Origin of the sequence: Streptomyces sp. NPDC048383 (assembly GCF_040651775.1) — a bacterium.
Lineage (GTDB): Bacteria > Actinomycetota > Actinomycetes > Streptomycetales > Streptomycetaceae > Streptomyces.
The window spans coordinates 166,181-178,241 of the sequence record NZ_JBEZKS010000003.1; the positions used below are offsets into that span (position 1 = coordinate 166,181).

Below are 12,061 nucleotides of genomic sequence, written 5' to 3' on the forward strand. Positions count from 1 at the left end.
CGCCCGCGCGTCCCTCAGCCCCCGACGTACTCCCGTAGGTGACGGGCCGTCAAAGTGTCCGCCTCCGCCACCAGTTGGGCCGGAGTTCCCTCGAAGACCACCCGGCCCCCGTCGTGGCCCCCACCCGGACCGATGTCGATCAGCCAGTCGGCGTGGGTCATCACCGCCTGGTGGTGCTCGATCACGATGACCGAGTTCCCGTCGTCGACCAGCCGGTCGAGCAGGGCGAGCAGCTTGTCCACGTCGGCGAGGTGCAGGCCGGTCGTCGGCTCGTCCAGGATGTACGTCGAGGACTTCTCCGCCATGCTGATGGCCAGCTTGAGCCGTTGCCGCTCACCGCCCGAGAGCGTGCTCAGCGGCTGACCGAGCCGTACGTAGCCCAGCCCCACGTCCGCCAGTCGGCCCAGGACGGTCCGCGCCTGTCCGGTGGTGAAGAACGCGTGGGCCTCCGCCACCGGCATGTCGAGGACCTCGCTGATGTTCTTCCCGTTCAGCCGGTACGTGAGCACCTCGGGCGTGAACCGCCGCCCCTCGCACTGCTCGCAGACCGAGGCCACCGCGCCCATCATCGCCAGGTCGGTGTACACCAGCCCCAGGCCGTTGCACTTCGGGCAGGCGCCTTCCGAATTGGCGCTGAACAGCGCGGCCTTGACCCCGTTGGCCTTGGCGAAGGCGGCCCGGATCGGGTTGAGGAGACCGGTGTACGTGGCCGGGTTGGAGCGCCGCGAACCGCGGATCGGTGACTGGTCGGCCACCACCACCCCCTCCCGCCCCGCGAGGTAGCCGTGGATCAGCGAACTCTTCCCGGAGCCCGCCACCCCCGTCACCACGGCCAGCACCCCGAGGGGCACCTCCACGTCGACGTCCTTGAGGTTGTGCAGGTTCGCGTCCTTGATCGACAGGTGCCCGCGCGGCGTACGGACCGTATCGCGCAGCCGCGCCCGGTGGCCCAGGTGCCGGCCGGTGAGCGTGTCGGAGGTGCGCAGCCCCGCCACGTCGCCCGCGTAGCAGAGCCGTCCGCCCCCGGTGCCCGCGCCCGGACCGAGGTCGACGACGTGGTCGGCGATCGCGATGACCTCCGGCTTGTGCTCCACGACCAGCACCGTGTTGCCCTTGTCGCGCAGCCGTACCAGCAGGTCGTTCATCCGTCGGATGTCGTGCGGGTGCAAGCCGGTGCTCGGCTCGTCGAAGACGTACGTGATGTCCGTCAACGAGGACCCGAGGTGGCGCACCATCTTCACCCGCTGCGCCTCGCCGCCCGACAGCGTGCCGGACGGCCGGTCCAGGCTCAGGTAGCCCAGGCCGATCTCGATGAGGGAGTGCAGCAGCTCGCGCAGGCCCGTCAGCATCGGCGCCACGCCGGGGTCGTCGATCCTGGAGATGACCGCGGCGAGGTCGCTGATCTGCATCGCCGAGCACTCCGCGATGTTCAGCCCGTCGATGCGCGAGGACAGTGCGGCCGCCGCCAGCCGGGTGCCGCCGCAGTCCGGGCAGTCGGCGAAGACCACGGCCCGGTCCACGAACGCCCGGATGTGGGACTGCATCGACTCGCGGTCCTTGCCGAGGACGGTCCGGTCGATCTTCGTGATCAACCCCTCGTAGGTGAAGTTGTTCGACCCGACCTTCACCTTCACCGCGGGCTTGTGCAGGAAGTCGGCCCACTCCTGCTCGGTGAAGTCCTTGAGCTTGGTGTCGGGGGAGTAGAACCCGGAGTTGGCCATGATCTGCCAGTACCAGGAGTCGACGGCGAACCCGGGGGCCGTGATCGCGCCCTCGTTCAGGGAGAGTTCGCGATCGACGAGCTGGTCGACGTCGACATCGGAGACCTGGCCCATCCCCTCGCAGCGCGGGCACATGCCGTCCGGAGTGTTGAAGCTGAAGGCGGAAGAGGTCCCGACGTGCGGCACGCCCAGCCGGGAGAAGATGATCCGCAGCATCGTGGAGGCGTCGGTGGCGGTGCCCACCGTCGAGCGCGATCCGGTTCCCATCCGCTCCTGGTCCACGACGATGGCGGCGCTCAGGTTGTGCAGCGCGTCCACGTCGGGGCGGCTCGGGCTCGCCATGAAGGACTGGATGAAGGCGGTGTGCGTCTCGTTGATCATGCGCTGCGACTCGGCGGCGATGGTGCCGAACACGAGCGAGGACTTGCCCGAGCCGGACACGCCGGTGAAGACGGTCAGTCTGCGCTTGGGGATGTCCAAGGAGATGTCCGCGAGGTTGTTCTCACGGGCTCCGCGGACCTGGATGTCCTGGTGGCCGTCTGCGGGGCGGGCCGGATTCACGCGTGTTCCCCCTGGGTGTCGGTGTCGTCTCCGAGTTACTCTATACGCCGTACTCTGTACGATGTATCTAATTGACGAGCGGGGCGGAAGGGTCGGAGATGGCGAAGGAACGCAGCGGCGCGGGCGACCCCGTCCGCACGCTGGAACTCCTGTGGCGCGAGCCCGGACAGGGGCCCGCCGGCGGGCGCCGGGGTCCGCGCCAGGGGCTCACCGTGGACGCCGTCGTCGCGGCCGCCCTCGCCCTCGCCGACGAAGCGGGGGCTGCCGCGCTGACCATGCGCGCCCTCGCCCAACGCCTCGGCGTCACCCCGATGAGCGTGTACACGTACGTACCCGGCAAGGCCGAACTGCTCGACCTGATGCTGGACCAGGCCTACCGGCACATGCACCGCCGGGAACCGGCCGGGCAGGAGCCATGGCGGCAGAGGGTCACCCGGATCGCCCACGACAACCGGGACCTGCTCGTACGCCACCCGTGGATCGCGGACCTGGCCGGCACCCGCCCGCCGCTGGGCCCCGGGGTGATCGGCAAGTACGAGCACGAGCTCGCCGCCTTCGACGGCATCGGCCTCACGGACACCGAGATGGACGCCGCGCTCACCCACCTCCTGGGCTTCGTCCAGGCCAACGCCCTGGCCGCCGCCGATGTCGCCGAGCACCAGCGGCACCGCGGCGACGACGAGTGGTGGGCGCTGGTCGGGCCCCTGCTGGAGCGGGCCATGGACCCGGAGCGCTACCCGCTCGCCGGCCGGGTCGGGGCGGCCGTCGGCGCCTTCGACCCGGAGGTCGTATGGGACTTCGGCCTGCGCTGCCTCCTCGACGGACTCGCCCGCCGGATCGGCACGGACACCCCGTGAACCGCGCCACCGGCACCGGCGGCCGGCGCGGGGTCTCCCGAGGCCCGGTCAGCGGTATCCGGTCGCGTCCGCCGGTCGGCCCGGGTCCTGCACCTCGACCATGTACCGCCAGGCGTCCGGCCGGCTGCCGTCCAGGTCCGTGAAGCCGTACACCCCGGCGAGCCCGCCGCTGGACAGCGAACGTCCGTTCCAACGGGACACCTCGGGGTCGGCGGCCAGCGCCGCGACCGCCCGGCCGACGTAGGAGGGGGTCTCGGAGATCGCGAAGTGCGGCACCCTCTCCAGCGCGTCGCGCCAGTTCGCCTCGCTCACACCGAAGGCCTCCAACATCATCTCCGAACGCAACCAACCCGGGGTCAGCGCCACCGCGGTCGCACCCCGGGGCCCCAGCTCGTGCCCGAGCGCGAACGCCATCCGCAGCACCGCCGACTTGGCGATGTCGTAGAAGAACGACACCCGATAGCGGTCCGTGTTGTAGTCGACGGTGCCGTCGGTCATCTCCACGACCAGCCCGCCCGGAGCGCGCAGCAGCAGCGGCACCGCGTAGTGGCTGGTGATGGCATGGGTGTCCACCGCGAGCCGTAGCAGCCGCAACCCGTTGTCCAGATCGTGCTCCCAGACGGTGCTGTCCCACTCGAAGAGCCGCTCACCGCCCCAGATGTCGTTCACCAACACGTCGAGGCGTCCCTGCTCGGCGTCGATGCGTGCGACGAGCGCCTCCACCTGCGCGGGCACCAGATGGTCGGCGACCACCGCGACACCCCGCCCACCGGCCGCCGTGACCAGCGCGGCCGTCTCCTCGATCGTCTCCGGCCGGTCGTACTCGGACCGGCCGGCCGCGCTGCTGCGCCCCGACACGTACACGGTGGCGCCGCACGCACCCAGTTGGACGGCGATGCCCCGGCCCGCACCCCGCGTCGCGCCCGCCACCAGGGCGACCTTGCCTTGCAGGTTCCGCTCGGATTCGGACATGGCCCGACCCTACGTCGCGCCCGTGGCGGCAGGTCTTGTACAACACGCCCCCCAGGCCCCACTGTTGACCGGACTGCTTCCACCAGGTCAGGAGAGCCGGCGTGTCGTTACCCCAGTCGTCCGTACCGCCCGTGCAGCCCGAGCCGACCGCCGTCGAAGCCCCGTACGTCATCGATCCGGCCGGAGGATGCCCGCACGCCCTCAACACCCGGCTGCGCGGCCTGGGCGCCGTCGCCGAGGTCGTCCTGCCGGGCGGGGTGCCCGGCGCGATCGTCCTCGGGCACGAGGCCCTCAAGGAGTTCCTCGCCCACCCGGACACGGCCAAGGACTCCCGGCACTTTCCCGGACTGCGCGACGGCACCGTCCCCGCCGACTGGCCGCTGCGGGTCTTCGCCGACGCCCAGGGCATGCACACCGCCGACGGCGCCGACCACCGCCGCCTGCGCGCCCTCGTCGGCAACGCCTTCACCGCCCGCCAGGTGGAACGCCTGCGCCCCCGCGTCGAGGAACTGACCGACACCCTGCTCGACGATCTCGGCCGGGCCGCCGACGCCTCGCCCGACGGCGTCACCGACCTGCTCACCCACTTCGCGCTGCCGCTCCCGATGGGCGTCATCTGCGAGCTGCTCGGAGTGGACCCGGAGCACCGGGACCCGCTGCACCGGCTGTCCCACACGGTGATCGTCTCGACCGTCAGCACCCCGGCGCAGAAGACGGCCGCCGTACGCGAACTCGTCGAGCTGATGGGCACCATCGCCGCCACCCGACGCCGGGACCCGGGAGAGGACCTCACCAGCGCCCTGATCGCCGCGCGCGACGCGGACGGCGACCGGCTCAGCGAGGCCGAACTCATCGGCACCCTGCGCCTGGTGCTCGTCGCCGGACACGAGACCACGCTCAACCTGATCAGCAACGCCGTCCGCGCCCTGTGCACGCATCGCGACCAGCTCGCCGTCGTCCTGGCCGGACAGGACGGCAAGGCCGGTTGGTCGGACGTCGTGGACGAGACCCTGCGCTGGGATTCCCCGGTCAGCTGGTTCCCGTTCCGCTACCCGGCCCGCGACCTGAGCATCGACGGCACGGTGATCCCGCGGGGCACCCCCGTCCTCGCCGGGTACACGGCCGCGGGACGGGACGCGTCCTTCCACGGCCCGGACGCCGACCGCTTCGACGTGACCCGCCCCGGCGCCGGCCGCCACCTCGCCTTCGGGCACGGCGCCCACTACTGCGTGGGAGCCCCGCTCGCCCGACTGGAGGCCGGCATCGCCCTGGAACGGCTCTTCGCCCGCTTCCCCGACCTCAACCTCGCCGTTCCGGAGGCCGACCTCCCGCGCCAACGCAGTTTCATCGGCAACGGCGTAGAGGCCCTCCCGGTCCGCCTCTCCCGGGCGTAGGCCGTCTCAAGGCCCTCGCGACGGAGCGCCGGTACGGCCATCGGGTAGACCCGTGGGCGCGGGCCCACGGGGTCTACGCCGCCGGGAAGGCCAGCACCACCAAGGGGTCCGACGTCGGCGCGGGCGAGCCGCCCGCCGGCTCCACCGTGACGCCGATCCCGGTCGCTCCGCCCACCGGGCCCACCAGCGGCGCCGGGGCGTCGGGACGGGCCGGGTCCATCAGCCCCGCCGGGCGCATGCCCTTGCCGGGGTCGGCGTACCACAACTGGTACACCCGCCCCGGCGGCGGGGCCGTCATCCCGGAGGGCACGAACACGGCCCGGTTCCGGTCCCGGGAGACCACCACCGTGCCCGTCCCGCCGTCCGCGATCCGGCCGCTCGTCAGCCGGGCGTCGGGGGCCGACAGCACCTGGGTCAGCGACGTCGCCCGGGCCTCGGCCCGCCGCGCGTCCTGGCGGGCGCCCTCGGCCTCCTGGAACTGCCCGATCGCGACCCCGCCGAGTCCGACGGCCGCCGCCACGCACGCCGCGAGGGCGTACCGCGCCCACGGCCGACCGGCCCGGGCCGCGTGCCGGGCCGCCGCCGGCCTCGAAGCCGGGGTCTCGTCGGCGCCGGCCGGCGCCTCCCGGATCCGGCGCAGCACCTCGTCCCGCAGCCCGGGCGGCGGCTCCACCGCCACGGCCGCGCCGAGCAGCGCCGCCGTCGCCGCGAATTCCCGTACCTCCCGGGCGCAGTCCGGGCAGGTCGCCAGGTGCGCCTCGAACGCGGCGCGCTCGGCCGGTGGCAGGGCGTCCAGGACGTAGGCGCCCGTCGCCTCGTGCACGCTTTCCGTACTCATCAGCCGCTCACCCCGAGACAGTCACGCAGCCGCAGCAGGCCGTCCCGCAGACGGGTCTTGACGGTGCCCAGCGGCACGGACAGCGCCTCGGACACCTCGCGGCAGGTCAGGCCCCGGTAGTAGGCCAGTGTCACTGACTGGCGTTGGATCCCGGTCAGCGAGCCCAGGCAGCGGCGCACCCGCGCCGCCTCGTCGCGCTCCAGCGCCGCCTCGCTGACCTCGTCGAACTCGGGCAGCGCCGAGTCCAGCCGGGCGGCCCGTCGTTCCCGGTCGGTCGACGCCTGGGCCGACCGCACCCGGTCCACCGCCCGGCGGTGGGCCATCGTCAGCACCCAGGTCCGTACGCTGCCCCGGTCGCTCCGGTAGCGGCCGGCGGTGCGCCACACCTCGACGAACACCTCCTGGGTCACCTCCTCGGCCTGGGCCCGGTCGCGCAGGACCGCGAGCGTCACGCCCAGCACCCGCCCGCACACCGCTTCGTACACCGAGCCGAAGGCCGTCTCGTCGCCCTCGGCGACCCGGCCGAGCAGCACGGCGAGGCCTTCGTCGGCCCGTGTCGCGTCATTCACGGACCGATCCTCCGGGATCCGCACCCATTGCCTCGCATCCACAGGTCTCGACGGCGATTCGGAGCCGGTGGGCCGCCGGATTGGCCCCGGCGGGGTCGTCCGCCAGGCCCGACGGCCGCCGCTTGCGCAATTCCACCACGCCGTCGGCGTGCCGGTCCCACAGATCGCCCATCCGGGCCGGCGGCCGGCTCGCCCCGGACTGCTCCGGGCCGGTCCCGGACACCTCTGGCACGTCGGTCACGTCGGTGCGCTCCTGTCGGCCGGTCGGCCTCGCGGCCCGTTGACGTCGCAAAGGGGCGGGCACCGGATCGCTCCGCTACCCGCCCCTCACATGGCCGGGCCAGTGAACCCAGTGCCCCGCCGCACGGCCGGCCGTTCGCTCACGGCTCCCCCCGCACGGGGAGCGTGATTCCCCCGGCAGGGTGATCACGCCCCGACTGGCGGGCCGGAGGACGGCGGGTCGTGTACGGGCCGGAGCGCGGCCGGTGGGACCCGATGGCCGGCCCCCGACCGTCAGACGGGCAGCGACCAGGCCTGATCGGGCCGGTGGTCGCCGCAGTCGGCCAGCCGCAGCCGCTCGGCCGGTGCGTCGGGGGTCGTCGCGGTCGGCGGCGCGGTCAGGCACAGCCCGCTCGCTCCGTGGACCAGCGCCCCGTCGCGCCGGTGGTTCCAGCGCTGCTCCGGCTGCGGCCCGTTCCCGCAGCCGGCCAGCTCGACGAGGCCGTCCCCGTCGGCCGCCAGGCACTCCCCGGCCAGCAGCAGCCGACCCTGCTCCCCGAGGGTCCAGCGCTGGTCGGCGCCGGCGGTGCAACCGGCCAGGACGAGCGCGCCGACACCGGTGGTGTTGGCCCCGTCGACGCACTTGGAACCGGTACCGACGACCTGGCCGGTCGGCACGGCGTCGCCGCAGCCGCGCGGGGTGAGCCGCCAGACGACGGTGTCGTGCGCGGCGAGCCGGCCGGTCAGCGAGGTCGAGACCTCGGTGCTCTTCCCGTCCCACAGGTTCTTCGCGTCCACCGTGCAGGCGTGCAGACCGACGTCGGCCAGCGGTACGGAGATGTCCCGGTCGGCGGCGGAGCGGTTGAGCACCGCCACCGCGCGGTCGCCGTTCGCCAGCGGCCGGGCCAGCACCTCGAAGGTGGCGTTGGAGGAGACCACCGCGCCCTGCCGGCCGAGCCGGTCCTGGTCCAGGGCGATCAGATCGGTGTTGCCGAGCGCGGCCAGCCCGGCCGGGGTGAGCTCCGCGACCTCGGAGGACAGGATGAAGGGGGCCGCCATCATGGCCCACAGCCCGACCTGGCTGCGGCTCTCCGCCTCGGTCAGCCCGGGGGCGCCCGCGATCAGGAAGTCGGGGTCGTTCCAGTTGCCGGGGCCCGCGTACCGGCCGAGCCAGCGGTTGTAGCCGTAGTTGCCGAGGACCGAACTCCACCGCGAGGTGTCGGGAGCGGCCGGGTTGTAGACCTTGATGTCGCGGCCCTCACGCCACAACTGCCCAGTCCCGCCCACCCAGTCGAGCACCTTGTGCCAGTCGGAGCCGCCCCATTCGCCCTGCTGGAAGTAGGCGGGCGCGGAGGCCGAGAGCACCATGGGCCGGCCGCTGTCGCGCAGCGCCTTCGCGACGGCGTGGTACGCGTCCCGGTAGGCCTCCTCCTTGGTCCTGCCCGGCGGCACCCACAGGTTGCAGCCGTCCATCTTCACGTAGTCCACGTTCCACGACGCGAACAGCCGGGCGTCGCGCGCGTAGTTGTCCTCGCCGCCGCCGTTCGGGGCGCCGCTTCCCGGGTACTTCTCGCACGTCAGGTAGCCGGCGTCCTCGTAGATCCCGAACTTGAGCCCCTTGGCGTGCAGGTACTCGCCCAACCAGAGCATGCCGTGCGGGAACTTCTCCGTGTCGACGACCAGATCGCCGTCCGCGTCACGGCTCTTGAGCATCCAGCAGTCGTCGATGGTGACGGTGTCGTACCCCTTGGCGGCGAGTCCGGTCGATACGAGCGCGTCGGCGTTCGCGACGACGGTGGCCTCGTCGATGTCGCACATGTGGTGCGCCCAGTTGTTCCATCCCATGGGCGGGGTGAGCGCCAGCGGGGTGTCCGAGGTCGCGGTGGGGTCCGCCGGGGCGGGAGCGGCCGGCGAGGCGGAGGCCGGGGCGGGGCACAGGCACAGGGCGAGCAGGGCGGCCGCTGTCAGGCAGGGGAGCGACGCACGCAGGCGAGGCGGCACGGGGTCTCCTTGACGTGGGGGAGGTACCGACGGGCAGTCGTGCGCCCAGTGCAGCGATGTGACTACCCGCTGTCAACACAAGTGACGGGATATGGCGTGATGACCAGCAATATGGCCGTAGTGAGCATCACGCGAACGTGGTGATACGCCGTATGTGTCGGTGGCTGATACGGTGTATCTCATGCCGAGAAGATCAGCCTCCCTCGACCGCGCGACCCCCGACGCCATCGCCGTGGCCGCCCTGCGGATCCTCGACGAGGAAGGCCCCGGGCAGCTGAGCTTCCGCGCCCTCGCCGGCCGGCTCGACGTCTCCCACGCCACCGTCCAGCGCCGCTGCGTCGACCTCGCCGGCCTGCTGGACCTCTGCACCGAGCACCTGGCCGCCCAACTCCCCGACGTCCCCGCCGGCACCGGCTGGGCCGAGGCCACCGAGCTGCGCTTCGGCGCCCTGTACCGGCTGCTGACCGCGCACCCCGGGCTGCTGGTCCTGCGCGGTGGACGCCCCTGGCTCGGCCGGCACCTGCTGGCCCGGCTCGTCGAGCCCGCTCTTGCCGACAACGTCGCCGCCGGGATGAGTCCCGCCGAGGCGATGACCGTCTACCGCCGCATGTACCTGCTCACGCTGGGCAGCGCCGCCTTCGTGGACCACCGCGATCCGGCCGCCGCCGTCGCGGCCTCCCGGGCCGCGCTGGCCGCGCTGGATCCGGCCGAGTTCCCCGTGCTGGCGGGCGCGACGGCCGACGTACTGCCCCCGCTGACCGACCACGAGGTCTACTACGGCGCCCTGCGCCAACTCATCGCGGCGGCCGCGCCGACCGCATCGGCTCGCTGAGAGCCGACCGCATCGGCCGCTGGGGCCCGACCGCATCGGCTCGCCGGGGGCGGTCGGCCCCCGCTCCCCGAATCCCGTCACCAGAAAGGCAGTCAGCCATGGAAACGCAGCTCGACCACGCCGCCGTCCGCGCCGCCGCGGAGCGACTGGCAGGCATCGTCCGGCCCGTAGCCGTCGTGCCCGCCGCCGAAGGCGTCCGGTACGCGCTGGAATACCTCCAGCACACCGGTTCCTTCAAGGCCCGCGGCGCCCACAACTTCTTCGCCGCGCACCGCGCCGCCGGGACCCTGCCCGCCGCCGGCGTGACGATGGCCTCCGGCGGCAACGCCGGCATCGCCTGCGCCTGGGCGGCCCGCGCCCACGGCGTGCCCGCGACCGTGTTCCTGCCGGCCAACGCCCGACCCGTCAAGGTGGCGCGGCTGCGCGGTTACGGCGCCGACGTGCGCCTCGTGGGCGACCGGTACTCCGAAGCGCTCGCCGCCAGCCAGGAGTTCGCGGCCGCTCACGGGGCGCTGGCCGGCCACGCCTACGACCATCCCCTGATCGCCGCCGGCGCCGGAACCCTGCTGGAGGAGATCCGCGACGCCCTGCCCGGATTGGACGCGGTCGTCGTCGCGGTCGGCGGTGGCGGACTCTTCGCGGGCATCGCCACGGCCGCGCGCGAGCACGGCGTCCACGTCACCGCCGCCGAACCCGAGAACTGCCGGGCCCTGAACGCCGCCCTGGAGGCGGGCCGCCCCGTCGACGTCCCCGTCGAGTCTGTGGCCGCCGACTCCCTCGGCGCCACCCGGGTTTCCGCCGACGCGCTGGCCGCCGCGCAACGCGGCGACGTCGACTCGGTGCTCGTCACCGACGCGCAGATCATCGCGGCCCGACGCGAACTGTGGGAGGAGCACCGGATCGTGGTCGAGGCCGGCGCCGCCACCGCCCTCGCCGCGCTGCGCTCCGCACGCCGGTTGCCGGGCAAGCGGGTCGCCGTCGTCCTGTGCGGGGCCAACACCGACCCCGCCGACCTGACGGCTCCCGTACCCGGGGACGCGTAAGCGGCCCCCACGGGCCGTCAGTCCTGGTGACGGACCACGACGACACTGCAGGCCGCGTACTGGACCACCTGCTGGCTCACCGACCCCAGCAGCGCGCCCTTGATCCCGCCGTACCCGCGCGTGCCCACCACCGTCAGTTCCGCCTCCCGCGAGGCCTCCACCAGGACCTGGGCCGGCGCGCCCCGCTCGACCCGGCGGAACACCGGTACGCCGGGCGAGGTGCCGACGGCCTCGGCGACGGTGTCCGACAGCTTCTGCCGCGCCGCGTCCTCGGCGTGCACCAGGTCGGCCTGCTCGGCGGTGCCCACGGCGAACGGATTGGTGTTCCAGTCCCAGCTCATGACGGCGTGTACGCGGCCGCCGGTGGCCTTGGCCTGGGCGACGCCCCAGCGCAACGCTTCCTTCGAATGGTTCGAACCGTCCACACCGACGACGATCAGGGGCTCGACGGGCTCACTCACAGGGGTTCCTCTCGTTTCGTCCGGATCGTCCTTCTCCTCCTGTATACACGCCCCCGGGGGCGCGACCGCGAACGGCGGCGACGAACGACGATCGTTGCGGCAGCCCGAGACTTTCGGGGACGGCACGCCGAAGGCGCCCACTGCGAAGGTCGTCACGTCACGGTGAAGGGCACCGGGCACGGCGGACTCGGAGGAACGGGCGTGGCTCAGCGCAAGGGTTGTCTGATCGGTTGCGGCGTGGCGTTGGTGGTGGGCGTCGGCCTCGTCGTCGCGGTCCTCTTCGGCGCGGGGAAGCTCCTCGACGTCGCCGACAAGACCCTGCTCGACCCGAAGGTCTACGAGGCCGTGCGGATCGGCGATCCCGAGACCGAGGTCCGCGCCAAGCTCCCGTCGGGCGACAGTTTCGTCAAGGACGCCCTCAAGGACGGCGGCCCGGCCGAACCCGTCGGCGGCACCTGTGCCTGGTACCTCTCCAGCACCGACAACAGCAGCTCCGACGTACTGCGCCTGTGCTTCAAGGACGGCAAACTCGCCGACAAGGCCGCCTACCGCATGAAGTAGCCACGTCGCGTCGGCCCCGGGCGGCGGCTGTG

12 protein-coding genes are annotated in these 12,061 nt (G+C 73.0%); 5 read left to right on the plus strand and 7 right to left on the minus strand.

The window, feature by feature from the left end:
- Positions 1–14: 14 nt before the first annotated feature.
- Positions 15–2,282, minus strand: a complete 2,268-nt coding sequence (locus AB0D46_RS04595) for an excinuclease ABC subunit UvrA (protein ID WP_362875794.1) — start codon at positions 2,280–2,282, stop codon at positions 15–17.
- A gap of 98 nt (positions 2,283–2,380) precedes the next feature.
- Between AB0D46_RS04595 and AB0D46_RS04600 the strand changes: the two genes are divergently transcribed.
- Complete coding sequence (locus AB0D46_RS04600; RefSeq protein ID WP_362875795.1) at positions 2,381–3,139, plus strand: TetR/AcrR family transcriptional regulator C-terminal domain-containing protein; 759 nt, start codon at positions 2,381–2,383, stop codon at positions 3,137–3,139.
- A 48-nt stretch (positions 3,140–3,187) separates the two neighbouring features.
- Here AB0D46_RS04600 and AB0D46_RS04605 read toward each other — a convergent pair whose 3' ends face one another.
- Positions 3,188–4,111: an SDR family oxidoreductase gene (locus AB0D46_RS04605; RefSeq protein WP_362875796.1), complete on the minus strand. Its 924-nt coding sequence runs from the start codon at positions 4,109–4,111 to the stop codon at positions 3,188–3,190.
- A 101-nt stretch (positions 4,112–4,212) separates the two neighbouring features.
- Here AB0D46_RS04605 and AB0D46_RS04610 point away from each other — a divergent pair, with 101 nt between their 5' ends.
- Positions 4,213–5,505, plus strand: coding sequence for a cytochrome P450 (locus tag AB0D46_RS04610; protein WP_362875797.1), 1,293 nt, complete (start codon positions 4,213–4,215; stop codon positions 5,503–5,505).
- Positions 5,506–5,578: 73 nt separating this feature from the next.
- Here AB0D46_RS04610 and AB0D46_RS04615 read toward each other — a convergent pair whose 3' ends face one another.
- The 4 genes from AB0D46_RS04615 to AB0D46_RS04630 form a co-directional block, all read right to left on the minus strand.
- Positions 5,579–6,343: an anti-sigma factor gene (locus tag AB0D46_RS04615; protein WP_362875798.1), complete on the minus strand. Its 765-nt coding sequence runs from the start codon at positions 6,341–6,343 to the stop codon at positions 5,579–5,581.
- Positions 6,343–6,912 carry an ECF RNA polymerase sigma factor SigK gene (gene sigK, locus AB0D46_RS04620; RefSeq protein ID WP_362875799.1) on the minus strand — a complete coding sequence of 190 codons (570 nt, stop codon included), beginning with the start codon at positions 6,910–6,912 and terminating at the stop codon, positions 6,343–6,345. The genes AB0D46_RS04615 and sigK overlap by 1 nt, the downstream gene beginning before the upstream one ends.
- Positions 6,905–7,153, minus strand: a complete 249-nt coding sequence (locus AB0D46_RS04625) for a hypothetical protein (RefSeq protein WP_362875800.1) — start codon at positions 7,151–7,153, stop codon at positions 6,905–6,907. Before AB0D46_RS04625 ends, sigK begins: the two co-directional genes overlap by 8 nt.
- A 272-nt stretch (positions 7,154–7,425) precedes the next feature.
- Complete coding sequence (locus AB0D46_RS04630) at positions 7,426–9,132, minus strand: ricin-type beta-trefoil lectin domain protein (RefSeq protein ID WP_362875801.1); 1,707 nt, start codon at positions 9,130–9,132, stop codon at positions 7,426–7,428.
- Positions 9,133–9,313: 181 nt separating this feature from the next.
- Here AB0D46_RS04630 and AB0D46_RS04635 point away from each other — a divergent pair, with 181 nt between their 5' ends.
- Together AB0D46_RS04635 and AB0D46_RS04640 are read left to right on the plus strand one after the other, a co-directional pair.
- Positions 9,314–9,964 (plus strand): TetR/AcrR family transcriptional regulator, encoded by a 651-nt coding sequence (locus AB0D46_RS04635; RefSeq protein ID WP_362875802.1) that lies wholly within the window; start codon positions 9,314–9,316, stop codon positions 9,962–9,964.
- Positions 9,965–10,062: 98 nt separating this feature from the next.
- Positions 10,063–11,007, plus strand: coding sequence for a serine/threonine dehydratase (locus AB0D46_RS04640; RefSeq protein ID WP_362875803.1), 945 nt, complete (start codon positions 10,063–10,065; stop codon positions 11,005–11,007).
- A gap of 17 nt (positions 11,008–11,024) precedes the next feature.
- Here AB0D46_RS04640 and AB0D46_RS04645 read toward each other — a convergent pair whose 3' ends face one another.
- Entirely contained in the window at positions 11,025–11,468 is a 444-nt protein-coding gene (locus tag AB0D46_RS04645) for a universal stress protein (RefSeq protein WP_362875804.1), read from the minus strand.
- Between the two features lie 201 nt (positions 11,469–11,669).
- Here AB0D46_RS04645 and AB0D46_RS04650 point away from each other — a divergent pair, with 201 nt between their 5' ends.
- Positions 11,670–12,029, plus strand: a complete 360-nt coding sequence (locus tag AB0D46_RS04650) for a hypothetical protein (protein WP_362875805.1) — start codon at positions 11,670–11,672, stop codon at positions 12,027–12,029.
- Positions 12,030–12,061 lie beyond the last annotated feature (32 nt).

Coding starts and splice junctions, on each gene's coding strand:
- AB0D46_RS04600 (WP_362875795.1), top strand. CDS start 2,381: ATGGCGAAGGAACGCAGCGGCGCGGGCGACCCCGTCCGCACGCTGGAA.
- AB0D46_RS04605 (WP_362875796.1), bottom strand. CDS start 4,111: ATGTCCGAATCCGAGCGGAACCTGCAAGGCAAGGTCGCCCTGGTGGCG.
- AB0D46_RS04615 (WP_362875798.1), bottom strand. CDS start 6,343: ATGAGTACGGAAAGCGTGCACGAGGCGACGGGCGCCTACGTCCTGGAC.
- AB0D46_RS04635 (WP_362875802.1), top strand. CDS start 9,314: ATGCCGAGAAGATCAGCCTCCCTCGACCGCGCGACCCCCGACGCCATC.
- AB0D46_RS04640 (WP_362875803.1), top strand. CDS start 10,063: ATGGAAACGCAGCTCGACCACGCCGCCGTCCGCGCCGCCGCGGAGCGA.